We start from the raw sequence: 23,119 nt of genomic DNA on the forward strand, positions 1-23,119 counted from the left end.
TGTCTCTTTATATAGCTTCTTGGGTTTATGAAAAAGCTATTATATCCTTTTATCTGGCACGATAGATGATACGACCTTTGCTTAGGTCATATGGGGTCATTTCGACTGTAACTTTGTCACCAGTCAAAATTCGAATATAGTTTTTACGCATCTTGCCAGATATATGCGCAGTCACCACGTGACCATTCTCTAGTTCAACTCGAAACATAGTATTTGGAAGGGTATCCAACACAGTGCCTTCCATTTCAATACAATCTTCTTTCGCCATCTAACTATGCTACCTCTAATCAATAAAATAAGTGTCAAAAAATGCCGCGCAGATTTTGCCCAATAAGCAGGTCAGTGTAAAGCTTTACACTGAACTTTTTGCAAATAGATGCCATTTATCTTCAAAAAAACGTTCATTGGGTAGAAAATTCTGTTTATAGCGCATTTTTTGACAGTTATCGATCTGATAACCCAGATACAAAAACTCTTTATTCATGGACTTGGCTATTTCTATTTGCTTCAAAATTGCAAAGGTGCCTAATGAGCGCTTTTCTTCGCCTGGTTTAAAATAGGTATACATGGCTGATAATGACCCAAATAGATTGTCGGTAATGGCTACCGCAATTAACTGCTGTTGGTCATGAAATTCTATGAATAAAGTGTCTCCCCAAGGGCTAGGTACAAAACCTTGATATTGTTCTTCACTCGGTGGATACATACTGCCGTCTGAATGACGTTGGTTTATGTATGATGCAAACAAATCATAATATTCTGGTTTATCCTGCTCACTTATCTCTATTCGTAGGTCTTGATTGCGTTTAGCTATCCGTTTTTGACTTTTTGAAGGTTCAAATAAGGCCACAGGTAGGCGGATAGGCTCACATGCTTTACAAGTTTGACAGTGTGGGCGATATACTTGTCCGCCGCTGCGCCTGAAGCCCATACTAATTAGATAATCATATTGATGACGAGTAGGGGAGTTATCTGAGACTAAAACCAATATTTGCTCTTTTTCATCGGGCAAGTAACTACATTGATTTGGTTGAGTAACACCAAATTTCATATTCATGATTCAATCCCTAAGAACCTAGGTATCCATTCACTTTCATGTATCCTCTCTTTGCTATCTTTTTCTAGTTGCTTCAAAAACTCACGTCGTGGAACTTCAATACATCCAAGGCTTTTTAAATGTGGGTTTTGCATTTGGCAATCTATAAAGTTGCAGTGGTTTTTTTGTAGCAACTTAACCAAGTTCATAAAAGCTAATTTAGATGCATTCGTTGCACGATGAAACATAGATTCACCACAAAAAACCTTACCGACTAAGACTCCGTATAGACCACCAACTAGGTTTTGCTGTTGATCCCATACCTCAATTGAGTGGGCGTGCCCCTCCGCGTGAAGAAGTTTATAGGCATTTATCATTTGCTGTGTTATCCATGTACCTGAGTCATTTCTGGGAGTGGTAGCGCAGGTGTCTATTACTTCATTGAAACTTTTATTGACTGAAACGGCATAACCGCAATTACGAGCAAATTTAGCTAAGCTTTTGCTACAGTTAAATTTGTCGAGTGGCAATATGCCTCTTGGGTTAGGAGACCACCACATGATTGGTTCATCTTGACTAAACCAAGGAAAAATTCCCTGTGAGTAAGCAAGTAGCAATCTTTTGGGGGATAAATCACCACCAAAAGCTAATAAACCATTGGGGTCTTCCAGCGCAAAATCAGTATTTGGAAATTGTAATTTTGAGTTTAATTTAGTTAGCGTTAACATTTTCTAAAGTATTTTTTCCCAACAAAAAAGGCCTCGTAAGAGGCCTTTAAGATAGCGCTTAAGAAGATATTATTCTATTGCGTCTAAGAATTTTTCAGCATCTAAAGCAGCCATACATCCAGTTCCCGCTGAAGTGATTGCTTGACGATAAATATGATCACTTACATCACCTGCAGCGAAAACACCTTCGACACTGGTTTGCGTTGCGTTGCCTTCGGTGCCGCTTTGGACTTTTATATAACCGTCTTTCATTTCAAGCTCACCTTCAAAAATAGCGGTGTTAGGTTGGTGGCCAATGGCTATAAATAATCCCATTACGTCAACTTCTTCGGTTGCATCTGACTGTGTATCCTTGATACGTACACCTGTCACACCCATTTCGTCGCCCAAAACTTCATCTAGTTGTCTATTTAAATGCAATACTACGTTACCGTTTTTGGCTTTTTCCAATAAACGGTCTTCAAGAATTTTTTCACTACGGAAAGAGTCTCGTCTGTGAATTACATGCACTTCAGATGCAATGTTAGACAAGTAAAGAGCTTCTTCGACTGCTGTGTTACCGCCACCTACTACCGCTACTTTTTGGTTACGATAAAAGAACCCATCGCATGTTGCACAGGCAGATACCCCTTTACCCATAAATGCGGTTTCAGACTCCATTCCTAAATATTTCGCAGAAGCGCCAGTACAAATAATTAATGAATCACAAGTATAAGTACCTTGATCACCAGTTAGTGTAAAAGGACGTTTTGATAAGTCGGTATTGTTGATGTGATCAAAAATAATTTCGGTATCAAATTTTTCGGCATGCTTTTGCATACGTACCATTAAATCAGGCCCTGTAAGGCCCTCAGGGTCTCCAGGCCAGTTTTCAACTTCTGTAGTGGTAGTCAACTGTCCACCTTGTTGGATGCCTGTTAATAGCACAGGGTTTAGATTAGCTCTCGCTGCATACACTGCGGCAGCATACCCCGCTGGACCTGATCCTAAAATTAATAATTTAACGTGTCGTGCTTCAGACATTTTACTCTCCACAAAATTGTCGAATATTTCTAATTGATAATCACTAAGTTTCTATGTGGGTAGACATGAGGGCATGTCTATTACTTTCAATGTTGCTTTAAAAACTAATTACTATATTTAATTGGTTTTCTTAAATTCTAGGACTAATAATCATTATGCCATTCTATATAACTTGAATGTGTTAGCAGATCGTTAATTAACTAGTTAAACTGCATTACCAACTATATAAGGAGCGTTACTTTGGCTCACACAATTAGTTCTATGCTCAAAGATGGTCAACAGTATTTGCAAACCTGGCCTATGCAAAAACAGTTGTATTCAATGTTTCCTGAATGTCGTGTTATTTCTGCAACTAAATTATCAATTAAGGTTATGCCTGCATTAGCAGTGTTAACTGTTGCTACCTTAATCAATGTGCAAGGATATGACAGGTTGCCACAAGCGCTAGCCTTGGGAGCTTTCTTTATATCCTTGCCTATGCAGGGCCTATTTTGGTTAGGACATAGGTCTAATCAACGCTTACCCCCTTCACTTAATAGCTGGTACTTTGATATTCATCAAAAGATGCAATTGCAGGGGTGCGCCTTACAAAGCCCAAAATCAAAACCTGAATATAAAGAACTAGCTAGGCTTTTAAAAACTGCCTTTGATGAATTAGATAAAACATCTACTAAACGTTGGTTTTAAAATCTCCTAATTAATCTAAATTTTTTGGAGAGTATTTTTGCAACGTCTACAGATATAATTTTGTTTACCTTTCACCACCTTGTTGTGACGTGTAATGCTTAATTCCACTGTGCCACATTGGCATTGATATAAAAATGTTTTACCAGATACTTTACTAATATCCATTTGATGGCGTGTATTAGGCTGTAACTTGAATACATCAATCATAATAGATTGCCATTCTTTACCATGAGGTTTAACTCGACCAAATAGTGAATAGGTTAGTAGATGGGAGACTTCATGAGGGATCACCTCATTTATAAACGTTTCCTGATTATCCTCTAACAATACGGGGTTAAAACGCAACTCATTAGTTTGTAACCTAGCACTACCTGCAATTTTCCCCCTCTGATTAAAACGAATAGTGGGGCGTTCAAAGGAGCGTTTAAAATAGTCAGTAGCCGTTAAGTAACATTGCTCGATTTTTTGTATTACTAAAGTATCAATATTTTGTGTTGATGTAGTCAAGGTAGCTAATGATTTTTCTTTATTACTTTAACTGTCAATTATTAAATATTATTCACTCGTAACCTACTGTTTTTTATATCACAGCTCCAGTTTCTATGCCTAATGGGTGAAATACTTTGTATTTCCCCAAGCCGTAATTCTTTGTAAATTAATTTAATCAGTTAGGTACCTATATTTATTCTTGCATAATAGTTCTAAATCCGTACAATACGGCGGCCTTTTATCTGACTCATAATGGTTAGGTAAAAAGGTAAAATAAGTTAACGTTAACGCTACAACGAGTTTGAGGCATATATGGTTACTATTCGTTTACAGCGTGGTGGCGCTAAAAAGCGTCCATTTTATCAAGTAGTGGTTGCAGACAGTCGTCGTTCACGCGATGGTCGTTTTATTGAAAACATTGGTTTTTTCAATCCAACAGCACAGGGCAGAGAAGAGCGTTTACGCTTAGATCTTGATCGTGTTGATCATTGGGTTGGGGTAGGCGCAGGCTTATCAGACCGTGTTGCACGCTTGGTAAAAGATGCACAAAAAGCAGCTGCTTAATTGCAGTTGCAAAAAAGGGTGTAAGAAATGAGTCATGCGTCTGATACGTCAGTAGACACATTAGTAATAGGCAAAGTCGGCGCACCGTATGGTGTCAAAGGTTGGGTCAAAATTACGTCTTATACCCATGATTTAGAAGGCATATTTGCTTACACTCCTTGGCTATTGGGTCAAGTGCAAGAAGGCAAAGAGTATGTCGTAGACCAGTGGCGAACCCACAATAAAGGTTTAGTTGCCAAACTAGTTGGGGTAGAAACCCGAGATGATGCTGAAAGTATCAAAAATCTCGAGATTTCTATTAAAGCAGCAATGCTACCTCAATTAGATGACAACGATGTTTATTGGCGTGAATTAGTCGGCATGCAAGTTGTTACTGATAAAGGTTACAACTTGGGTGTAATTAAAGAGTTATTCGAAACTGGTGCTAATGACGTTATGTTAGTCAAAGCTAATTTGAATGACGCTTTTGGTCAGAAAGAACGCATGATCCCTTATTTGATTGAGCAAGTGATCAAACAAGTGGATCGGCAGGCGAAAACGGTCACAGTTGATTGGGATCCTGCATTTTAATGCAAGAACCTAATAGGGAACCGAGTCGTTGGTTTGGTGTAATAAGTTTGTTTCCGGAAATGTTTCAAACGTTTACCCAGCAGGGAGTGGTAGGGCGAGCCGTGAAAAACGGATTGTTGCAAGTAGAGTGTTTTAATCCAAGAGACTTTACCCACGACAAGCATCGCACTGTTGACGACCGACCATATGGCGGCGGGCCCGGTATGCTGATGATGGTTCAGCCATTAACAGACGCTATTCTGGCAGCTAAACAAGCTGCAGGAAAAAAAACAAAAGTGATTTACCTTTCTCCCCAAGGGAAAAAGCTAGATCAAGCTGGAGTGAAACAGCTTTCTGAAAATGAAAGCATGATTCTAGTTGCTGGTCGATATGAAGGTATCGACGAACGGGTAATACAAACACAAGTTGACGAGGAATGGTCGATTGGTGATTACGTGTTAAGTGGCGGCGAACTACCGGCGATGATCTTAATGGATGCTGTATCAAGGTTTGTACCCGGTGTATTAGGGCACGAGCAATCTGCTGAGCAAGACTCTTTTAGTCAAGGCTTATTGGATTGTCCGCACTATACCCGGCCAGAAAACTTGAACGGTGAGCTGGTTCCTAAGGTGTTGTTAAGTGGTGATCACGAAAAAATCAGGCAGTGGCGGTTACAACAGTCGTTAGGTAGAACCTGGCAACGACGCCCTGAATTATTAAACGATCTAGCTCTGACTGAGGAGCAGCAAAAATTGTTAGATGTATTTCTACAAAGTTTGCCGCAGCATGATGACAGTTAATCTAGAATGAGAGGATATGATGACTAAAGTAAATCAAGATATCATCAAGAAAATTGAAGAAGCGCAGCTAAAAACTGACGTTCCAGCATTCGGTGCTGGTGACACAGTAGTTGTGCAAGTACGCGTTAAAGAAGGCGAAAAAGAACGTCTTCAGGCTTACGAAGGCGTTGTAATCGCTAAACGTAACCGTGGCCTACACTCTGCTTTTACAGTTCGTAAGATTTCTAACGGCGAAGGTGTTGAGCGTATATTCCAAACACACAGCCCGGCAATCAGTTCTATTGAAGTGAAACGTCGTGGTGCTGTTCGTCGCGCTAAACTTTACTACTTGCGTGAACGCTCTGGTCGTTCTGCACGTATTAAAGAGAAGCTAGGTTAATTTAATTTTTGCGTTACCGTTAACTTATAAGAAAACCCGCCTTTTGGCGGGTTTTTGCTTTTTAATAAGGTTACTAATCTTAAAGGTCTCATTTTGCCCCATAATCGAAACTTACATAAAAATGGTTACCCTATGGCACAACTTGTTGAGTCCTACCCAAGACTGAAAAAGTTTATAAAGAACAAAACTGATGGTGTACAGACCATTCAGTTTTCAGATCCTGACGCAGTAAAGGCTTTAAATGCCGCTTTATTGGCTCATTACTATCAAATACCAAACTGGGATATACCAACAGGTTACTTATGTCCGCCGATACCAGGTAGAGCAGACTATATTCATCATATTGCAGATTTACTTGCAGAAGGTCATGGTAATGAAGTTCCGACCGGTAAGGCCGTTCGAGGACTGGATATAGGGACAGGAGCAAACTTGATTTATCCTATGATAGGCGTTTCGGAGTACGACTGGCAATGGGTTGCTGCGGACATTGATGCGTTATCTATTAAAAGTGCAAGGGCAATAATTGATTCAAACTCTTCTTTAACAAGTTATATAGAGGTGCGTAAACAATCTAACCCATCAAATATCTTTTCTGGTGTTGTTCAACCCGGAGAGCATTATGCGTTTTGTATGTGTAACCCTCCTTTTCATAAAAGCGCAGCAGAAGCAGCTAAAGGATCTGCACGAAAAAACTACAATCTAAACAAGCACAGTAATAAACGAGGCTCGTCCCTTTCACAAAACACAATCACTCGACAGTTGAACTTTGCTGGGCAATCAAATGAGTTGTGGTGTGATGGCGGAGAGTTAAAGTTTATTCAAAGTATGATTAAACAGAGTGCTGAATTTAAAACTCAAATAGAGTGGTTTACTTGCTTAGTATCGAAAAAAGAACATCTAAATAAAATTAAGTTAAATTTAAAAAAAGCATCTATTGCAGATAGTAAGGTGATAAATATGTCACAAGGTCAAAAAATCAGCCGCTTCATCGCGTGGCGTTTTTGAGGAAGCTAAAGGAAATACATAATGGATGAGTTAACCGAAAAGCAAAAAATGTTATTGGGCAATGAATATTTTCCAAGTAATAAAGATTTACAGAAGGAAAGGGCGTTTGCGAAACGTATATGCCACCAATTTAATCACCATGATATAGATGACCGAAAAGGTAGCCGTAAGCTAATTAAACAATTGTTTGGTGTTTGTGGAGGAGCTTGGATAGAGCCCACATTTTTTTGTGATTATGGTTATAACATTTCAACGGGAAGAAATTTTTATGCTAATCATGGTTTAGTGATTTTAGATGCTGCGACCGTAACTATTGGTGAAGATGTAATGATAGGTCCAGGGGTCTTAATATCTACTGCCACCCATCCATTAGATCCTAAGAAACGAAAGCAAGGAATTGAAATTGCACGCCCTATCAGTATTGGAAACAATGTCTGGATAGGCATGGGGGCAAAGATTTTAGATGGAGTGCAAATAGGTGATAACGCTGTCATTGCCGCTGGGGCGGTTGTAAATAAGAATGTAACAGCAAACTCTCTAGTTGCAGGTGTCCCTGCAAAGTTGATTAAAAAACTATAAAGTAACTAGAAACGCCTGAAAAACAGACACTTTTAAGGATGTTAACAATTAAAGCTTGTTGTTGATTTCAATAGCTGTTAAAAAGTCAATAATTCATAGTAAATAAATTTTATTCTTGTGTAAATATAAGTGTACAGTGTTTTTGCTACTGATTAATTTGTATTGAGTTGGTAAATTTTGTTACTCAGTATTACCGTTATTTATATTTAAAAAGAGCCTAGTCATGTTAAGAGATAGCATAAACAACATAAACGTATCTTCTGAAGAGGTTTTAGTTACACCTCAAGCATTAAAAAATGAGCTTCCCGTGAGTCAGTCTGCTTTAGAAGTGATTCAATCTTCAAGAAAAGTAATTAGTGATATTTTGCATCGTGAAGATCATCGCTTTTTGGTTATCTGTGGACCTTGCTCAATTCATGATATCGAAGCAGCCAAAGAATATGCGTTAAAGCTAAAAGAGCTTCACGAAAGCTGTAAAGATACCTTGTATATAGTTATGAGAGTGTATTTTGAAAAACCAAGAACGACTGTAGGTTGGAAAGGATTAATTAATGACCCGCATATCAATGGGACGTTTGATATAGAAGCAGGGCTTCGTAAAGCTAGAGAGCTCCTTATTTGGCTAGCTGAGTTAGAGCTACCAGTAGCAACTGAGGCTTTGGACCCAATTAGCCCTCAATACCTAGCAGAGTTATTCAGTTGGTCGGCTATTGGTGCTCGTACTTCTGAGTCACAAACCCATAGAGAGATGGCGAGTGGCTTATCAATGCCAGTAGGTTTTAAAAACGGAACTGATGGCAGTTTAGGGATTGCGATTAACGCGCTGCAATCAGCGGCATCAGGTCATAGCTTTATGGGAATAAATGGGGACGGCCAAGTTAGTGTTATAACCACTCAAGGTAACCCAGATGGACATGTTATTTTGCGAGGTGGTAAGCAACCTAATTATGATTCAGTATGTGTAGCTGATTGTGAGCAAGAGCTTGCGGATGCAAATTTAGATGCAGCTCTTGTAGTTGACTGCAGCCATGCAAACTCTAGTAAAGATTTTAAGCGACAACCATTAGTCGCTCAGAATGTAGTTAATCAAATTCTAGAGGGTAACCGATCTATTTTAGGAATCATGCTTGAGAGTCATTTAAATCATGGTAACCAAAGTAGCAATGGTAAGACCCCTAAAGAGCTCGATTATGGTGTATCTATTACAGATGGATGCATTAATTGGCCAACAACAGAAGAATTAATTAACCATATGCGAGATAAATTGATTACAGTACTACCTATGCGTTTAAATAAAGTGAACAACACTTAGCAGTAGGACATGTATGCCAGAGTTACCAAGTCAGATAGATGAATTAAATGAAAATATAGAAGTAATAGATAAACAGCTTATTGAGCTTTTGGCGAAACGAGCTGAAATTACTACAAAGATTGGCGAGCATAAAAGTAAAGCTGGCTCCCCAATTTATGTAGCTGAAGCAGAAGCCCAAATCATTACTAACCGTAAAAGTGAAGCTGAAAGACAGGGGATTTCTCCTGTCTTAATTGAAGATTTAATGCGTCGCATCATGCGGGAGTCCTACCATACTCAAAGCGCAGAGTTTTTATGTACCAACCCTGGCATCAGAAAAGTGGTTGTTGTAGGTGGGGCTGGTGCATTAGGTCGGATATTCGTAGATTTATTTGAACGCAGTGGTTATAAGGTCGCAGTCTTAGAGCATAGTGATTGGGACAGGTCTGATACTATTTTAGAAAATGCTGGCTTAGTTCTCGTGGCTGTTCCCATTAAATTAACTGAAAGTGTTATAGCTCGTTTAACAAACCTGCCTGAAAATTGTATTTTGGCTGATATTACTAGTACAAAGCAGAAGCCCTTAAACGCTATGTTAAATGTGCATCAAGGCCCTGTGGTTGGGCTGCATCCAATGTTTGGCCCTGATGTACCAAGTTTGGTTAAACAAGTCGTAGTAGTGTGTCACGGAAGAGAGTCAAAGCAGTATGAGTGGTTATTGCAACAAGTTAGAAATTGGGGGGGGGTATTACAACAGTGTGACGCTAAAGAGCATGATGATGCCATGGTTTTTATACAGGTGATGCGACACTTTTGTAGTTTTGTATTTGGTTCTCACTTAGCCGGAGAAAATCCAGATTTGCAAAAATTAATTTCTTTGAGCTCACCAATATATAGACTAGAGTTAGCCATGGTTGGGAGATTATTTGCTCAAGCTCCTGCATTATATGCCGATATAATTTTTGATAATAAAGACAGTGTCGCCATGCTGACAGAATTTAGCTTGAAATTTAATCAAGCTTTAGCTTTAGTAGAAAACAGTGATAAAGAAAAGTTCATTCAACAATTTACTAAAGTAAGCTCTTGGTTTGGTGACTATGCAAAACAAAGCCTTATTGATAGCAAACAGTTTCTATTAAAAGCTGACGATGGTCGTACATTAATTGAAAACTGCTAAACTTTAAAACTTATTTTCATAACTATCTTTCAGTATAAAAGTTGTTTTTAATAGTGTTAGCGCACATTACCTTCAAGGGGGAGACCTGATGTCTCTAAAGTTACGATTATTATTAGCCACAATCTCATTAGTATTATGCTCTATCGTGTTGATGGGGGTTATTTCGGTCAATGTAGCGGTGCGAGAAGCTAACATAGCATTAACTGATTCTGCTAAGAACCGGTTGACCTCACAAAATGTGCAAACAGTTGAGGCGCTTGATGAATATTTCGATTTTATTACTTCACAAATTAAAACTAAGGCTTTTAACCTTTCTTTAGTTGAAGCCACAGAAGCCTTTATCCCTGCTTATAATCAATATACTTTAGAGAGGGGGGAGATTAATAGTGTTCAGTTTGAGGAGTTATCAAATTATTATTTATCTGATTTTACTACGCAATTTAATAACAGCAATTTTAATCCAATTATTAATGCTGCTGGTTCGCTAAGTGAACTGAATAAAAACGCTTTAGCATTACAATATGATTTTATCGCTGCATCATCCTTTCCTTTAGGAGAAAAGGATGGGTTAACCAACCTAGGTAATAGCTCGGCTTATAGTCAAGCACATAGTAAATATCATCCTGACCTACATAACTTTTTACAAGAATTTGGCTACTACGATATTTTTATAGCTGATATCAATAACGGTAATATTGTATACAGTGTTTTTAAAGAACTTGATTATGGAACGAGTATTAAAAATGGACCATATGCAAATTCTGGGATTGGATATGTATTTGACAAAGCTGTAAAAGCGACAGAGCCAGGTCAGGTTTTTTATAGTGATCTTAAAAAGTACAGGCCATCTTATGATGCCATTGCTGGTTTTGCTTCCACACCAATATTCTCTGATGGTAAACCTATCGCAGTGTTAATTTTTCAAATGCCTCTGGACAAAATTAATGGTGTCTTGACTCACCATGAAAGTTGGGAAAAAAATGGATTTGGTAAAACGGGGGAGACATATCTACTGAATAAAGAAGGCTACTTATTAAGTGAAAGTAGGTCCTTTGTTGAAAACCAAAAGTACTACATAGATAAGCTGAAGAAAACATCTCCTAGCGTTGCTAAAGAAATGGAAGCAAAAGGCACGTCAGTAGGTTTACAGCCAGCAGAATCTGAAGCATCTCAAAGGGCCTTAGCTGGTGAGCGCGGATTCGATAGAATGATTGATTATCATGATGTTGAAGTATTTTCATATTACTCACCAATAAAAATTGGAGAATTTAACTTTGCACTTTTGGCTGAAATGGAAGTGGAAGAAGCGTTAGAGTCGATTCCAATCGTTAAGAGTCATTTAATTACATCTACTTTAATCGAGAGTGTAGTAATTTTAGGCTTATCAATATTGGTTATACTTTGGTTCGCATCTAGGTTAATTAAACCGTTAGAAGAGCTGGGGAGTACTTGTGAAGAGTTATCAGCGGGTGAAGGAGATTTAACTATTCAGCTTAAGGCTTCGGGCATTCCTGAAGTGGATAGAATTTCAGATGGTTTTAACACGTTTGTTCGACAAATTAGAGATATTATTGCGCAGATTAAAATTGATGCTGATAGTCTTTCTTCTGCCTCTCAAGAGCTAACTGTTATAACATCAGAAAGTTCGGATAAAACACAACACCAGCGAGACCAAACTCATATGGTTTCAACCGCCATGAAGCAGCTCAGTGAGGCCGTTTCAGATGTAAGTAAGTCTACCCTCAAGACAAGTCAACAAAGTATTGATGCGCAATCTAGTTTACATGAAAATATGGAAAGAGCTGATTTAGCTGCCGACAATATTAAGTTATTGGTACAACTAATTGACGACTCAAGTTCCGTTATTTTCAACCTAAAAGATGAAGTTAATCAGATAACTACAGTATTAAATGTGATTACTAGTATTGCAGACCAAACTAACTTGTTAGCTCTAAACGCTGCTATTGAAGCTGCCCGGGCAGGAGAGGCTGGGCGCGGATTTTCAGTGGTCGCTGATGAAGTAAGGGCATTGGCTACACGTTCTCGAGAAAGTACGATTGAAATATCTAATTTGGTCGAAGTGATGAATCAGTCTGCTAATAAGTCAGTAAATTCAATGGAGCGAGCAACTGAAGCTGCGAGTGGAGGCATACACTTAGTTGATTTGGTAACAATCGCATTAGATGAGTTATCAGAAAACCTTAAACAGGTATTGCAACTAACTGATACGGTTGCCACTGCCACTGAAGAGCAGTCTCATGCTTCTGCATCAGTCGTTCAAAGTGTTGAAAGTATCAGTGAACTGGCTAAAGATGTTGAATCAGGTTCTGAACAGACAAGTGAAGCTGCGCAAAGCCTAGCCCAAATTGCTGAGCAAACTAGAGAGTTGGTCGCTAGATTTAAAGTTTAAACTTTATAATTTGTGCCGCCCTAGAACAGGTTGACGGTTTTTAAGCCAGCATTTTTTGCTGGCTTTTTTATTAACACATTTTGATTTGCAAAGTTGTAGTTACAATAAGTTATTACTCAGCCAATGCTGTAACTGCTGCGACCTTTGTAGGGCTTACTTCTTCGCTAGGGTAACACCCTAATACTTTGAAATAACGCGTCATTGACTGCAAGGTTTCCAATACACTTTGCATTGGGCCATCCTGTATATTACCTTCAACATCTAGATAAAACATCTCTTCCCAAGGATTGCCTGTAATTGGTCTTGATTCCAGCTTAGTCATATTGATATTGTTATCTCGCAGTACCATAAGCGCTTCTACTAATGAGCCTGGCTTTTGTACGGTAGACATAACTAAGGTTGTTTTCGCTGGTACTTGTAATGGTACATTGACACTTTTTCTAGCGACTACAAAAAATCTACTGTGGTTTTCTTTTTGGTTGGCAAGGTTGGACTGAATTGCATGTAACCCATATAATCTTCCCCCGGTTTCACTCCCCATAGCGGCCGCATTTTCTGACTTAAGTTCCGCCACTCTTAACATAGCTGCAGAAGTGCTGTCACAAGGTTTTACTTCAACATTGCCCAGTTCTGCCAAAAAGTGGCTACATTGCGCGAAAACCTGTGGGTGCGCATAAAGGGTTTTTATGTTACTTATATCAGTATCGGTAGACACCAATAACGCATGGTTTATAGGGTGTGTGAGCTCACCAATAATAGATAAATTGGTATGTTGTAATTGGTCGTATACTTCATTGATACTGCCTGATGAAGTGTTTTCTATTGGAAGTACAGCATAATCAGCTTCGTTAGTTTCTACTTTGGAAATGATCTCAGAAAAACTGTGGCAACCAATCTCTAATAGCTCACCTGGTCGTCTAGAAAAATATTTTTGTGTTGCTAAATAACTGTATGAACCTTTATCGCCCAAGAATGCAACTCTGTTTAAAGGAAGTGTACTTCCTGGGTTGGCTCTTGCGGCTAATAAGGCTTGCTGATTTAAAACTGAATCTTCAATGATTACATGGAAAAGCTGGGTCACATAGTGAGCATCCAGTCCATTTTTTTTGCCTTCTTTTATTAGTCTAATCAAAAGCTGTTCTTCCCGTTTTTGATCTCGTACCGGGATATGGTTTTTAATTTTTGTTTCTGCAACTTGGTTAGTATATTTTTGACGCGTTGCCAAAAAAGTTAACAATTGGGTGTCAAGTTCAGTGATTTTGATTCTAAGTTCTTCTAATTCTGATGATGGCATAGTGCTCACTTGTTTATTTCGAAAAATAACCCCTGTTCAGGCTAATCATCTTGCTACTAGACTCTTCGATGTAGATGACAAATAACGTTGTTTTATGGAGTGGAGATAGAGATATTTCCCATAAATTTAAAAATTTATCTAATATAAGTCAATCTTTTACTTAAGGTTAATTTTGTGTTTTTTGATGATTTGAGAATAACGCTCAAATCATCAAAATGTAGTTAACACTTAGCATTAATTATTTAATAAAGAAGCCAACATTGAGCGAACCTCATTTACCTCAAAAGGTTTATCACATAACGCGTTTACACCTGTTTGATGGATATTGGCCATATGTAAGCTCGATGTAGATTCACTAGTAACCATGATAATAGGGATATGTGCTGTATCTGGATTGAAACGAATAAATTCTGACAGTTCTCGGCCATCCATTTCTGGCATATTATAATCGGTTACCACTAAGTCAAAAGTATTGTCCTTTAGTAAGGTTAGAGCTTGAGCTCCGTTTTCAGCCTGTTCAATTTTTTGTAACCCTAGGCTATTTAGCACTCGACAAATGTGATTTCTGGCCAGTTTACTATCATCTACTAGAAGAACTCGTACCTCGTGAATATCAAACAGCTCTAAATCCAATTCTTCTGAGTTGATTAAATCGAGGGATGCGTTTAATGCTTTTGATAAATTTTCTGGAGTAAATGGCTTCGGAAGAATAGCAGCGACACCTGATTGTTTAAACTCTTCAAGCTTTTCAACTCTATTTTCACTGGATATCAACATAAAAGGAATAGATGCTAATGATTCGTCACTTTTGATTTGTTTAATAATATCTAAGCCTGAGCCATCTTCGAAGTACATTGCACTAACTACTAAGTCTGCACCGTGTTTAGAGACTGCTTCCATTGCTTCCTTAACACAACTAACAGCTTCTACTTGCAGAATATCTGCCGCTGCCAATTGCTTGGTGATTATTTTTCGTTGTGTATCTGAAGGCTCTACTAGAATTATACTGACCTCTGATAAAGATATGTTATACATTGATACTCCAATTAATTATAGGTTAACCGCCTGCTAGCTTTACATTATGACCTAGTTGTTCAAGGCTTGTCTTTATTTTATCCCTATTATCTCCTTGAATTTCAATAACCCCTTCTTTTACCGCTCCTCCAGTGCCACACATTTTTTTTAATGTAGTACACAGGGCTTTAATTTCTTCTGTGGATAGCGGTAATCCACTAATTGTAGTTACTCCTTTTCCTTTTCTACCTTTTGTTTCTCTGCGTATACGTACTACCCCGTCAGTTTTTGGTGGCGTTTTTTTTGTGGGTTGTGCGGAAATTCGTCCGGTTTCTGTACTATAAACTAGGTTATTATTACTCATGCAATTAATATCTCATGTGGTTTTTCAGTTATTTTATAAAAAAAATGTTATTGATTGTAGGAAAAGCTAGAAAACTATTATTTAATGACCTTGTAGGGTTTAGCCTTTAAAAGTAACGGAGTTTTATATGAGTTTAGAACGTGAGTTCTCAGAAGATAAAAAGCAGTTAACTATAATAATGAGCGAAAGGTTTGATTTTAGCCTAGTTCAGGAGTTTAGGTCTGCCTATTCAAACGATACTGATACTGTAAACGCCATAGTCGTTGATTTACAAGTTACTGAATATATGGACAGTTCGGCGCTAGGGATGTTATTGAATATGCAAAAAGTCCTCGATAAACAAGTCTCAAGTTACAAAATTACAAACTGTCGGCCGCAAGTCCTTAAAATATTGAGAATTGCTCGGTTCAGTAAAAAATTCAATATTTGTTAATCTAATATGCGTATATTAGTTGTAGATGATGATTCCTTAAATAGGTTTCTGTTGATGCATATGCTTGAGCAGCAAGGCTATACGGATACACTTGAGGCTGCAGACGGCGTAACTGCTATTAAGCTGGCAGAGCAGTTTCAACCTGATCTTATTCTATTAGACGTTATCATGCCCGGTATGGACGGCTATGAGGTAGCCAAAATATTAAAACATGAAGCCGGTGATATTTATCTCCCTATTATTTTCATTACTGGATTAGACGATGAATCTGCTTTAGTTAAATGTTTAGAAGTGGGTGGGGACGACTTTGTTGCTAAACCTTTTGATAAAGTAATTTTGTCTGCAAAAATTCGTGCTCATGCCAGAACACGTCAATTAAGTAGAAAAGCTAACGAGCAAAATAAACAATTAATATTTTACCAAAATGCTATCGAACGAGAACATCAAATAGTAGAACATATATTCAGCAATGCTTTGGCTACTGATGAGTTTTATACCGACTATATTGACCACTGCCTTGAACCTGCAACTGACTTTAATGGTGATTTATTTTTAGCTTGCGCTAGTCCTACAGGAGGGTTTTATTTTTTAATTGGTGACTTTACTGGTCATGGATTAGCATCTGCTATCGGCGCAATACCTGTTTCTCAAGCTTTCCAAGCAATGTCTAGGAAAGGTTTGTCATTGATGGAAATGGCAGAAACAATTAATAAAATATTACTGACATTGCTACCGGATGAAATGTTTTTCGCTGCATTAATCGTCGAAGTGAGCTGCACTGGTAAGCATATAGACGTATGGAATGGTGGAATGCCAGCCTTACTATTACAAGATACTAACGGTGATATTATAAACCGCTATGAGTCAAGGCACATGGCCTTAGGTATTTTGGACGTGCACGAATTTGAATCAGAAGTTGAGCGTAGCGAAATTAGTTATGGACAAAGATTAATTGGCTTTAGTGATGGGATTGTCGAGTTGCAAACACCTTCAGGTGAGATGTTAGGGGAGTCTGGTTTTGAAACTTGGTTAGTCGAGAAACCAGGTATAGATATCAAAGAGTTGTTAACTAAAGCTGATTGTTTTTTGGATGGGGAAGAGCGAAAAGATGATGTCACTATGGTCATTTATACTAGTCAAATGCTAGAGCCAGTTACTAGAGTCGCTGACGAGTCTAAGCTACCAATAAAGGTTACTAGTAAAATTCCCCCTGAATACATGAAAATTTCCGACCCAATTATTGAATTGGTTAATATTGTTACAAATGAATTAGGTCTGTTTGGTATCCACTCTGAGTTGTTTACGATTTTAAGCGAGTTGTATAACAATGCTTTGGAACATGGGCTATTGAATTTAGACTCTAGCCTTAAACAAAGTGAAGATGGATTTTTAGAATACTATAGTTTACGTGAGCAAAAGCTTGCATCTCTTGAAAATGCATTTATTGAAATCACCATAGAGTACTTTCCTGAGCACAAAAAGTTGGGTTTGCAAATAGTGGATTCTGGGAAAGGTTTTGATCATGCAAAAACAACAGAGGTAACTTCAGTTGAAAATGCATACGGGCGCGGTATTTCGTTAGTAAAAGAGTTATGTGAGTCGGTAAAATATAGTAATCGCGGTAATACCGTGGATGTAATGTTTACACTCTAATGGAGAATAATAATTGTCAAGTTTTGAATTGAGAGTATCGAAGGTCACTGACTTATCGACTTTGGTTGAATTTAATCAAATGATGGCCTTTGAAACAGAGCAGAAAAAACTGGATGAAGCCACACTTACAAAAGGTGTAGCGTCACTTTTGGAGGATAAAAGCAAGGGGTTTTATCTGGTCGCAGAACAAGCCGGGAAAGTCGTTGCAAGTCTTATGGTAACGACTGAGTGGAGTGATTGGCGTAATAGCACTTTTTGGTGGATACAAAGTGTTTATGTGATACCTGAAGCAAGACGGCAAGGGTTATATTCTGCTCTATATAATCAAGTAAAGAAACTTGCCAAAGCACAAGAGGTGTGTGGTTTTAGATTGTATGTTGAGAAAGAAAATAAAGTTGCTCAAAGGACCTATGAGTCTCTCGGAATGAGCGAGAGTCATTATTTGATGTTTGAAGAATAGTTAAATCATTTATTGAGAATGATTCTCAACTAGATTAAAGTTATTGATATAAATAGTTTTAGCGAATTTAAAGGTATCTCTTGAAAAAAATTATAGCTAGTATTTTTGTTGTTTCGTCTATCTTGTCGCCACTCGTTTTAGCTGAGCAAGTTAATCTATACTCTGCACGCAAAGAAGCCTTGATTAAACCTTTATTAGATAAGTTTACTGAAGAAACAGGTATCTCAGTTAATTTAGTAACAGGCAAAGCAGACAACCTCATCACCAGGCTGGCTAAAGAAGGTAAATACAGCCCTGCAGATTTATTATTGACCACGGATGTTGGTCGCTTGTATAGAGCTAAGCAACAAGGGCTAACTCAGGCCATTAGTTCAACAGATGCTGCTGCCTCTGTGCCAAATAATTTTCGTGACACACAGGGACATTGGGTAGGCTTATCTTTACGAGCTAGACCTATTATGGTTTCTACTGAAAGGGTTGATGCCAGTGCAATTAAAAGTATTGAAGATCTTATTAAGCCTGAATGGAAAGGGCGCATATGTATTCGTAGTTCAAACAATATCTATAACCAGTCTATGGTTGCATCACTAATTAGTCAGTTGGGTGAAGAGCAAACCCAAGCTTGGGTCGATCAATTCGTTAAAAACTTTGCTCGACCGCCTCAAGGTGGCGATAGGGACCAAATTAAAGCTGTAGCTGCTGGTCAATGTGACCTAGCTATTGCTAATACTTATTACTTAGCTGGAATGTTGACTTCCAATGATGAAGCCACAAAGGCGCAGGCTCAAAAAGTCGAAGTTGTGTGGCCAAATCAGAGTGACCGAGGTGCACATATTAATATTTCTGGTGTAGCGTTAGCGAAATATGCCCCTAATGCCAAGGCTGCTTCAAAGTTAGTTGACTTTTTGCTAAGTGCTCAGTCTCAGCAGTGGTACGCCATGACTAATCATGAGTATCCAATATTGCCAAATGTAACATGGAGTGACGTATTGAAAAATTTTGGTGATTTTAAAATGGAACAAGTACCTATGACTCAATTAGGGGAGTTGAATACTGAAGCCGTGAAAATTATGGATCGTGCTGGGTGGAAATAAGCATTATTCATTTTTACGACGCCATACCAACTTTTGTTATTTTGTGAGTCAATTTCAGTGGAGTAGTCCTTGGATTTGGGGGATCGGATTTAGTAGCTTAATTCTTGCAATGCCAACTGGTTTGGTATTTGCTAGTTTTATTTACCCTCAATTCGAAGTCTGGCAACATCTTTTTAATACCGTTCTGAGTGATTACGTATTTAATTCACTTTGCCTAGCATTTGGCGTTGGGGCTTTGGTTATTCTGATTGGGACGCCATTGGCATGGTGTATTTCTCGCTATGATTTTGTTGGGCGTAAACATCTGCAATGGCTAGTGCTATTGCCAATGTCCATGCCTGCTTACATTATCGCTTATACATATACAGGAATGCTTGATTTTGCTGGGCCCGCTCAATCTTGGTTGCGAAGTCAGTTTAATTGGGAGTATGGCGATTACTATTTCCCAGAAATACGTTCCTTAACTGGAGCTATATTAATGTTAGCTTTAGTTTTGTATCCATATGTCTATTTGCTAGCTAGAACGGCATTCAATGAACAACCTAGGAGCCTAGAAGAAACAGCAAAAAGCTTGGGGGAGTCTTCATTTGGTTATTGGTTTAAAGTCGCTTTGCCTTTGGCTAGGCCGGCTATACTTATGGGGACTGCTCTTGCAATGATGGAAGCATTTGCGGATTATGGTACGGTTCAATATTTTGGGGTTAGCACTTTTACAACAGGGATATTTCGAACCTGGTTTGGCTTAAATAATGGTATGGCTGCGGCCCAATTAGCGGCAATGTTAACTGGCTTTGTGATTTTACTTTTGTTTGTAGAATACTTTTCTCGACGTAAGGTTAAATATTATTTCCAAGGTCAAGTGGCCAAGTCTAAACAAAGAGTTAAGCTAAATAATGGAGCGGGTTTTGTAGTTTTTGTTTTATGTTTTATCCCAGTGATACTAGGGTTTTTATTACCCTTTGTTCAGCTTATGAACTGGGCAATAGATACTTTCCATGAGCAGTTTACCCCAAGTTTTTTAAAATTAGCTTGGAATAGCTTTATCTTAGCCGCTATTGCCTCAATGGTAGCAGTATCGATAGCACTATTATTTGGTTATGGAAAAAGGCTAAATCAATTTAGGTTTATTCAGGTATTAGTTGGAATGGTAAGTTTAGGATATGCCGTACCAGGTACCGTGATCGCAATAGGCGCATTAATTTCATTAAGTTGGCTAGATTTACGATTAAATGAGGTGACAGAAAGCTTGTTTAACACAAGTGTTGGTTTGGTGCTTTCAGGGTCCCTGTTTTCTTTAATATTGGTATACAGTAGCCGCTTTTTGGCCGTAGCCTTACATAATATTGATACCGGTTTGGCTAGAATAAAGCCTAGTATGGATGATGCAGCTCGATCTTTAGGTTATAAACCAATACTTATTCTTAAAACTATACATATCCCCTTACTCAAAACTAGTGTGCTAAGTGCATTATTGTTAGTTTTTGTTGATGTACTTAAAGAGTTACCAGCTACTTTAATTTTAAGACCATTTAACTTTAATACCTTATCTATAAAAACGTTTGAGCTTGCATCGGATGAACGCTTGGCTGATGCCGCGTTGCCAGCTTTAGCGATTGTTATAGTGGGTATTTTGCCGGTCATTTTGTTAACAAAAATTATTGATAATCCCGTCCATGCTTAAACTATCTTCTGAGGACGCAATGTTAAACCTCCATCATGCTAGTGTTGCTTATAAAAATGAAGTGGTTGTAGATAACGTTAGTATAAAGCTGTTAGCTGGACAAATTGGTTGCTTATTAGGCCCTTCAGGTTGTGGTAAAACCTCTGTATTAAGAGCTATAGCTGGATTTGAAAAGCTCTCATCTGGCAGCCTAATTTTACGAAATACAGTGGTAAGTGATACTCATGTTATGGTGCCAGCGGAAGCTCGTAAAGTTGCTGTTGTGTTTCAAGATTATGCATTGTTTCCTCACCTTACCGTTGCTGAAAATATTACGTTTGGTTTGCATCAACAACAAGCGCTCAAACAAAAACGAATGTTGGAACTATTGAAGTTAGTGGGGTTATTTGGCTATGAAAATCGTCGTCCTCATGAATTATCTGGTGGCCAACAACAAAGAGTTGCATTAGCAAGAGCGATGGCCCCTAAACCAGATTTATTATTGTTGGATGAACCTTTTTCAAGTTTAGATGCCGAATTACGAGATGATCTTGCAAAAGATATACGTAGCATATTAAAGCATGAAAATACTACTGCACTTATGGTTACCCACGATCAGCATGAAGCCTTCGCTATGGCTGATATTATTGGCGTGATGTCGGCAGGACAGTTATTGCAATGGTCTAATGCCTATAGTTTGTATCACAAACCGGTGAATAAGTTTGTGGCTAGCTTTATTGGTGATGGAGTATTTTTACAGGCCCAAGCGCAACCCCATAATATGATAAAGAGTGATTTGGGAGAGTTTGAGCTTAGCTCTGAGTATTCTTTTAAGGTGGGGAGCAGATTAGAATTTCTGGTGCGTCCTGACGATATTATACACGACGATAGCAGTAATACTTTGGCTAAAGTGGTATCGCGGTCTTTTCAGGGGGCGCATATTTTGTATGAGTTAGAGCTGCAAGTTGAAAGTAAACAAACAGTGTTATGTCTAGCCCCTAGCCATCATGACCATAGGGTCGATGAAATGTTTGGTATTCGCTTAGATATTGAGCATTTAATTGTATTTTCAACTGACATTTGAAGTGAGTTTAGAGCAATCGAAATTGGCTCCGAGAAGGGCATATTTTCATGATAGTTAACATATACAACCAACCTACTTGAGGCCAACATGTTATCAGCAATAAATAAGTGGTTTACACAGCGGTTAGAGCTTAACGAACAATCAAGCAAACCAAGTATAGAGCTAGCAACAGCCGTTTTGTTATATGAAGTAATGCGCGCTGACCATAAATTTGAACAAAGTGAGGTTAACAACTACCAAGCGCAATTGAACAAGCACTTTTCTTTGTCTCAATCAGATTTAACTGCTTTATGTGATTTGACTAAGACAGAGGCGGAAGATGCGATTGACTACCAACAGTTTACTCGAGTATTGAATAATTTTTATGGACCAGATGAAAAACGAAACGTATTAGACTCTTTATGGTCAATAGCCTACGCAGACCACGAATTGAGCCCCGATGAAGAATACACTATCCGAAAAATTGCAGATTTGTTGTATATCCCACATAGAGAGTTTATACAAAGCAAACTAGCCTCTAAATCATTGTAATATTCCGTGATTATTTATGATGTCTGCTATATACAACAGCTTTATAGTCTTTAAATTTTACTATTTTTTTTAAATATTCTATATCAATGGAATGGATGTTTTAAGCCATTAGTCTTCGAGTCTTGCCTAAATTGATAGTTCTCTAGGCTTTAGGTATTAAAACGATTTAATCGAATTGAGTTATCAGTCTAAAATTATAAATATTAAGTGTCTTCAGAAAGAAACATTTTTAATTTTAAAGTTGAATATTTAATTTTTTTTATTTTTAAGTTATTGAATATTAAAAGTAATATATATATGGCATGATCTATGAATTGTGTTTTGAGATAATCATACTCAACTTGAATTGGTTCCTCGGGTACATTTATGGATTGAGAGTATGGTGAAGAGAATTAGTGTATTTACATAAATATTGACTGCATTGGCGTTTGCAAACGATAGCATTAGTTCTTTTTAATTAACCAAGGTTAATTTAATTGTGGCATGGATGCCTTATTTTAAAGTGAATTACATAGGTAAAAGGAATGAGAAATGCTAATCGTGTAACTGGAATTTTTTCCTTGGCTTGGTGTTTAATAGTCGTTTTTTCTAGGCCAGTTCTAGCAACAAATGTATTAATTGAAAAACTTGATCTGGATAAAGATGGTCATATAACCCTCAGAGAGTCAGTGGTTGAGCCCAAAATCCTTGCAGCTTTTGGAACAATTGATTGCAATAATGATGGTAAAATTAGTAAAACTGAACTTAAGAAAGCCAAAATTGCTATCGTGCAGAAGCCAAGCACGGTAGAGTCTGACTGAAAAAATAACGAAACG

General features: G+C 38.0%; 26 protein-coding genes. 18 read left to right on the top strand and 8 right to left on the bottom strand.

Annotation, left to right across the window (positions count from 1 at the left end):
- Window positions 1–49 precede the first annotated feature (49 nt).
- The 4 genes from infA to trxB all read right to left on the bottom strand — a co-directional run bounded on the left by infA (window position 50) and on the right by trxB (window position 2,787).
- Window positions 50–268 (bottom strand): translation initiation factor IF-1, encoded by a 219-nt coding sequence (gene infA, locus ABJE44_RS06810; protein ID WP_006010397.1) that lies wholly within the window; start codon window positions 266–268, stop codon window positions 50–52.
- 84 nt (window positions 269–352) lie between these two features.
- Window positions 353–1,051, bottom strand: coding sequence for an arginyltransferase (locus ABJE44_RS06815; protein ID WP_348112572.1), 699 nt, complete (start codon window positions 1,049–1,051; stop codon window positions 353–355).
- A gap of 2 nt (window positions 1,052–1,053) precedes the next feature.
- Window positions 1,054–1,764 (bottom strand): leucyl/phenylalanyl-tRNA--protein transferase, encoded by a 711-nt coding sequence (gene aat, locus ABJE44_RS06820; RefSeq protein WP_348112313.1) that lies wholly within the window; start codon window positions 1,762–1,764, stop codon window positions 1,054–1,056.
- A gap of 69 nt (window positions 1,765–1,833) precedes the next feature.
- Complete coding sequence (gene trxB / locus ABJE44_RS06825) at window positions 1,834–2,787, bottom strand: thioredoxin-disulfide reductase (protein ID WP_289030878.1); 954 nt, start codon at window positions 2,785–2,787, stop codon at window positions 1,834–1,836.
- Between the two features lie 240 nt (window positions 2,788–3,027).
- On the opposite strand from trxB, the gene yfbV reads away from it, so the two are divergent.
- Window positions 3,028–3,474 carry a terminus macrodomain insulation protein YfbV gene (gene yfbV, locus ABJE44_RS06830; protein WP_348112314.1) on the top strand — a complete coding sequence of 149 codons (447 nt, stop codon included), beginning with the start codon at window positions 3,028–3,030 and terminating at the stop codon, window positions 3,472–3,474.
- Between the two features lie 15 nt (window positions 3,475–3,489).
- Here the strand turns inward: yfbV and ABJE44_RS06835 are convergent, their stop codons facing one another.
- A complete protein-coding gene (locus ABJE44_RS06835) occupies window positions 3,490–3,981 on the bottom strand; it encodes a SprT family zinc-dependent metalloprotease (protein ID WP_348112315.1) in 492 nt (163 codons plus the stop codon).
- Between the two features lie 294 nt (window positions 3,982–4,275).
- Between ABJE44_RS06835 and rpsP the strand changes: the two genes are divergently transcribed.
- The 9 genes from rpsP to ABJE44_RS06880 all read left to right on the top strand — a co-directional run bounded on the left by rpsP (window position 4,276) and on the right by ABJE44_RS06880 (window position 12,717).
- Window positions 4,276–4,527, top strand: a complete 252-nt coding sequence (rpsP, locus tag ABJE44_RS06840; protein ID WP_133470301.1) for a 30S ribosomal protein S16 — start codon at window positions 4,276–4,278, stop codon at window positions 4,525–4,527.
- A 27-nt stretch (window positions 4,528–4,554) separates the two neighbouring features.
- The gene (rimM, locus tag ABJE44_RS06845; protein ID WP_348112316.1) at window positions 4,555–5,097 is read left to right on the top strand and encodes a ribosome maturation factor RimM; all 543 of its coding nucleotides are present in this window, start codon (window positions 4,555–4,557) and stop codon (window positions 5,095–5,097) included.
- Window positions 5,097–5,876, top strand: coding sequence for a tRNA (guanosine(37)-N1)-methyltransferase TrmD (gene trmD / locus ABJE44_RS06850; RefSeq protein ID WP_348112317.1), 780 nt, complete (start codon window positions 5,097–5,099; stop codon window positions 5,874–5,876). The genes rimM and trmD overlap by 1 nt, the downstream gene beginning before the upstream one ends.
- Before the next feature lie 19 nt (window positions 5,877–5,895).
- On the top strand, window positions 5,896–6,255 hold the full coding sequence (gene rplS / locus ABJE44_RS06855; RefSeq protein WP_133470472.1) for a 50S ribosomal protein L19: 360 nt from the start codon (window positions 5,896–5,898) through the stop codon (window positions 6,253–6,255).
- 93 nt (window positions 6,256–6,348) lie between these two features.
- Entirely contained in the window at window positions 6,349–7,260 is a 912-nt protein-coding gene (gene rlmF, locus ABJE44_RS06860; protein ID WP_348112318.1) for a 23S rRNA (adenine(1618)-N(6))-methyltransferase RlmF, read from the top strand.
- A gap of 21 nt (window positions 7,261–7,281) precedes the next feature.
- A complete protein-coding gene (locus ABJE44_RS06865; RefSeq protein WP_348112319.1) occupies window positions 7,282–7,839 on the top strand; it encodes a sugar O-acetyltransferase in 558 nt (185 codons plus the stop codon).
- A gap of 223 nt (window positions 7,840–8,062) precedes the next feature.
- A complete protein-coding gene (locus tag ABJE44_RS06870) occupies window positions 8,063–9,151 on the top strand; it encodes a 3-deoxy-7-phosphoheptulonate synthase (RefSeq protein WP_348112320.1) in 1,089 nt (362 codons plus the stop codon).
- 13 nt (window positions 9,152–9,164) lie between these two features.
- A complete protein-coding gene (gene tyrA, locus ABJE44_RS06875; protein WP_348112321.1) occupies window positions 9,165–10,307 on the top strand; it encodes a bifunctional chorismate mutase/prephenate dehydrogenase in 1,143 nt (380 codons plus the stop codon).
- An 88-nt stretch (window positions 10,308–10,395) separates the two neighbouring features.
- Window positions 10,396–12,717, top strand: a complete 2,322-nt coding sequence (locus ABJE44_RS06880) for a methyl-accepting chemotaxis protein (RefSeq protein ID WP_348112322.1) — start codon at window positions 10,396–10,398, stop codon at window positions 12,715–12,717.
- A 112-nt stretch (window positions 12,718–12,829) separates the two neighbouring features.
- Here ABJE44_RS06880 and pheA read toward each other — a convergent pair whose 3' ends face one another.
- From pheA to yciH, 3 genes are all read right to left on the bottom strand, one after another.
- A complete protein-coding gene (pheA, locus tag ABJE44_RS06885; RefSeq protein WP_133470309.1) occupies window positions 12,830–14,011 on the bottom strand; it encodes a prephenate dehydratase in 1,182 nt (393 codons plus the stop codon).
- 234 nt (window positions 14,012–14,245) lie between these two features.
- Window positions 14,246–15,046 carry a response regulator gene (locus tag ABJE44_RS06890; RefSeq protein ID WP_133470310.1) on the bottom strand — a complete coding sequence of 267 codons (801 nt, stop codon included), beginning with the start codon at window positions 15,044–15,046 and terminating at the stop codon, window positions 14,246–14,248.
- Between the two features lie 22 nt (window positions 15,047–15,068).
- Window positions 15,069–15,389: a stress response translation initiation inhibitor YciH gene (gene yciH, locus ABJE44_RS06895; protein WP_348112323.1), complete on the bottom strand. Its 321-nt coding sequence runs from the start codon at window positions 15,387–15,389 to the stop codon at window positions 15,069–15,071.
- 127 nt (window positions 15,390–15,516) lie between these two features.
- Here yciH and ABJE44_RS06900 point away from each other — a divergent pair, with 127 nt between their 5' ends.
- The 8 genes from ABJE44_RS06900 (at window position 15,517) to ABJE44_RS06935 (ending at window position 23,104) form a co-directional block, all read left to right on the top strand.
- Complete coding sequence (locus ABJE44_RS06900) at window positions 15,517–15,822, top strand: STAS domain-containing protein (RefSeq protein WP_348112324.1); 306 nt, start codon at window positions 15,517–15,519, stop codon at window positions 15,820–15,822.
- A gap of 6 nt (window positions 15,823–15,828) precedes the next feature.
- On the top strand, window positions 15,829–17,475 hold the full coding sequence (locus ABJE44_RS06905) for a fused response regulator/phosphatase (protein ID WP_348112325.1): 1,647 nt from the start codon (window positions 15,829–15,831) through the stop codon (window positions 17,473–17,475).
- Window positions 17,476–17,554: 79 nt separating this feature from the next.
- A complete protein-coding gene (locus ABJE44_RS06910) occupies window positions 17,555–17,935 on the top strand; it encodes a GNAT family N-acetyltransferase (RefSeq protein ID WP_348112573.1) in 381 nt (126 codons plus the stop codon).
- Between the two features lie 80 nt (window positions 17,936–18,015).
- On the top strand, window positions 18,016–19,029 hold the full coding sequence (locus tag ABJE44_RS06915; RefSeq protein WP_348112326.1) for an extracellular solute-binding protein: 1,014 nt from the start codon (window positions 18,016–18,018) through the stop codon (window positions 19,027–19,029).
- 109 nt (window positions 19,030–19,138) lie between these two features.
- Complete coding sequence (locus tag ABJE44_RS06920; RefSeq protein WP_348112574.1) at window positions 19,139–20,710, top strand: iron ABC transporter permease; 1,572 nt, start codon at window positions 19,139–19,141, stop codon at window positions 20,708–20,710.
- Window positions 20,711–20,729: 19 nt separating this feature from the next.
- Window positions 20,730–21,773, top strand: a complete 1,044-nt coding sequence (locus tag ABJE44_RS06925) for an ABC transporter ATP-binding protein (protein ID WP_348112327.1) — start codon at window positions 20,730–20,732, stop codon at window positions 21,771–21,773.
- A gap of 87 nt (window positions 21,774–21,860) precedes the next feature.
- Window positions 21,861–22,304: a TerB family tellurite resistance protein gene (locus tag ABJE44_RS06930; RefSeq protein ID WP_348112328.1), complete on the top strand. Its 444-nt coding sequence runs from the start codon at window positions 21,861–21,863 to the stop codon at window positions 22,302–22,304.
- Window positions 22,305–22,828: 524 nt separating this feature from the next.
- Window positions 22,829–23,104 carry a hypothetical protein gene (locus ABJE44_RS06935; RefSeq protein ID WP_348112329.1) on the top strand — a complete coding sequence of 92 codons (276 nt, stop codon included), beginning with the start codon at window positions 22,829–22,831 and terminating at the stop codon, window positions 23,102–23,104.
- Window positions 23,105–23,119: the final 15 nt, after the last annotated feature.

Origin of the sequence: Paraglaciecola sp. (assembly GCF_039942875.1) — a bacterium.
Taxonomy (GTDB): domain Bacteria; phylum Pseudomonadota; class Gammaproteobacteria; order Enterobacterales; family Alteromonadaceae; genus Paraglaciecola.

Excerpts from the sequence above, each read along its gene's own strand:
- infA (WP_006010397.1), bottom strand. The coding sequence starts at position 268 with ATGGCGAAAGAAGATTGTATTGAAATGGAAGGCACTGTGTTGGATACC.
- ABJE44_RS06815 (WP_348112572.1), bottom strand. The coding sequence starts at position 1,051 with ATGAAATTTGGTGTTACTCAACCAAATCAATGTAGTTACTTGCCCGAT.
- aat (WP_348112313.1), bottom strand. The coding sequence starts at position 1,764 with ATGTTAACGCTAACTAAATTAAACTCAAAATTACAATTTCCAAATACT.
- trxB (WP_289030878.1), bottom strand. The coding sequence starts at position 2,787 with ATGTCTGAAGCACGACACGTTAAATTATTAATTTTAGGATCAGGTCCA.
- rpsP (WP_133470301.1), top strand. The coding sequence starts at position 4,276 with ATGGTTACTATTCGTTTACAGCGTGGTGGCGCTAAAAAGCGTCCATTT.
- rimM (WP_348112316.1), top strand. The coding sequence starts at position 4,555 with ATGAGTCATGCGTCTGATACGTCAGTAGACACATTAGTAATAGGCAAA.
- trmD (WP_348112317.1), top strand. The coding sequence starts at position 5,097 with ATGCAAGAACCTAATAGGGAACCGAGTCGTTGGTTTGGTGTAATAAGT.
- rplS (WP_133470472.1), top strand. The coding sequence starts at position 5,896 with ATGACTAAAGTAAATCAAGATATCATCAAGAAAATTGAAGAAGCGCAG.
- ABJE44_RS06865 (WP_348112319.1), top strand. The coding sequence starts at position 7,282 with ATGGATGAGTTAACCGAAAAGCAAAAAATGTTATTGGGCAATGAATAT.
- ABJE44_RS06870 (WP_348112320.1), top strand. The coding sequence starts at position 8,063 with ATGTTAAGAGATAGCATAAACAACATAAACGTATCTTCTGAAGAGGTT.
- tyrA (WP_348112321.1), top strand. The coding sequence starts at position 9,165 with ATGCCAGAGTTACCAAGTCAGATAGATGAATTAAATGAAAATATAGAA.
- ABJE44_RS06880 (WP_348112322.1), top strand. The coding sequence starts at position 10,396 with ATGTCTCTAAAGTTACGATTATTATTAGCCACAATCTCATTAGTATTA.
- pheA (WP_133470309.1), bottom strand. The coding sequence starts at position 14,011 with ATGCCATCATCAGAATTAGAAGAACTTAGAATCAAAATCACTGAACTT.
- ABJE44_RS06890 (WP_133470310.1), bottom strand. The coding sequence starts at position 15,046 with ATGTATAACATATCTTTATCAGAGGTCAGTATAATTCTAGTAGAGCCT.
- yciH (WP_348112323.1), bottom strand. The coding sequence starts at position 15,389 with ATGAGTAATAATAACCTAGTTTATAGTACAGAAACCGGACGAATTTCC.
- ABJE44_RS06900 (WP_348112324.1), top strand. The coding sequence starts at position 15,517 with ATGAGTTTAGAACGTGAGTTCTCAGAAGATAAAAAGCAGTTAACTATA.
- ABJE44_RS06905 (WP_348112325.1), top strand. The coding sequence starts at position 15,829 with ATGCGTATATTAGTTGTAGATGATGATTCCTTAAATAGGTTTCTGTTG.
- ABJE44_RS06910 (WP_348112573.1), top strand. The coding sequence starts at position 17,555 with ATGATGGCCTTTGAAACAGAGCAGAAAAAACTGGATGAAGCCACACTT.
- ABJE44_RS06920 (WP_348112574.1), top strand. The coding sequence starts at position 19,139 with ATGCCAACTGGTTTGGTATTTGCTAGTTTTATTTACCCTCAATTCGAA.
- ABJE44_RS06925 (WP_348112327.1), top strand. The coding sequence starts at position 20,730 with ATGTTAAACCTCCATCATGCTAGTGTTGCTTATAAAAATGAAGTGGTT.
- ABJE44_RS06930 (WP_348112328.1), top strand. The coding sequence starts at position 21,861 with ATGTTATCAGCAATAAATAAGTGGTTTACACAGCGGTTAGAGCTTAAC.
- ABJE44_RS06935 (WP_348112329.1), top strand. The coding sequence starts at position 22,829 with ATGAGAAATGCTAATCGTGTAACTGGAATTTTTTCCTTGGCTTGGTGT.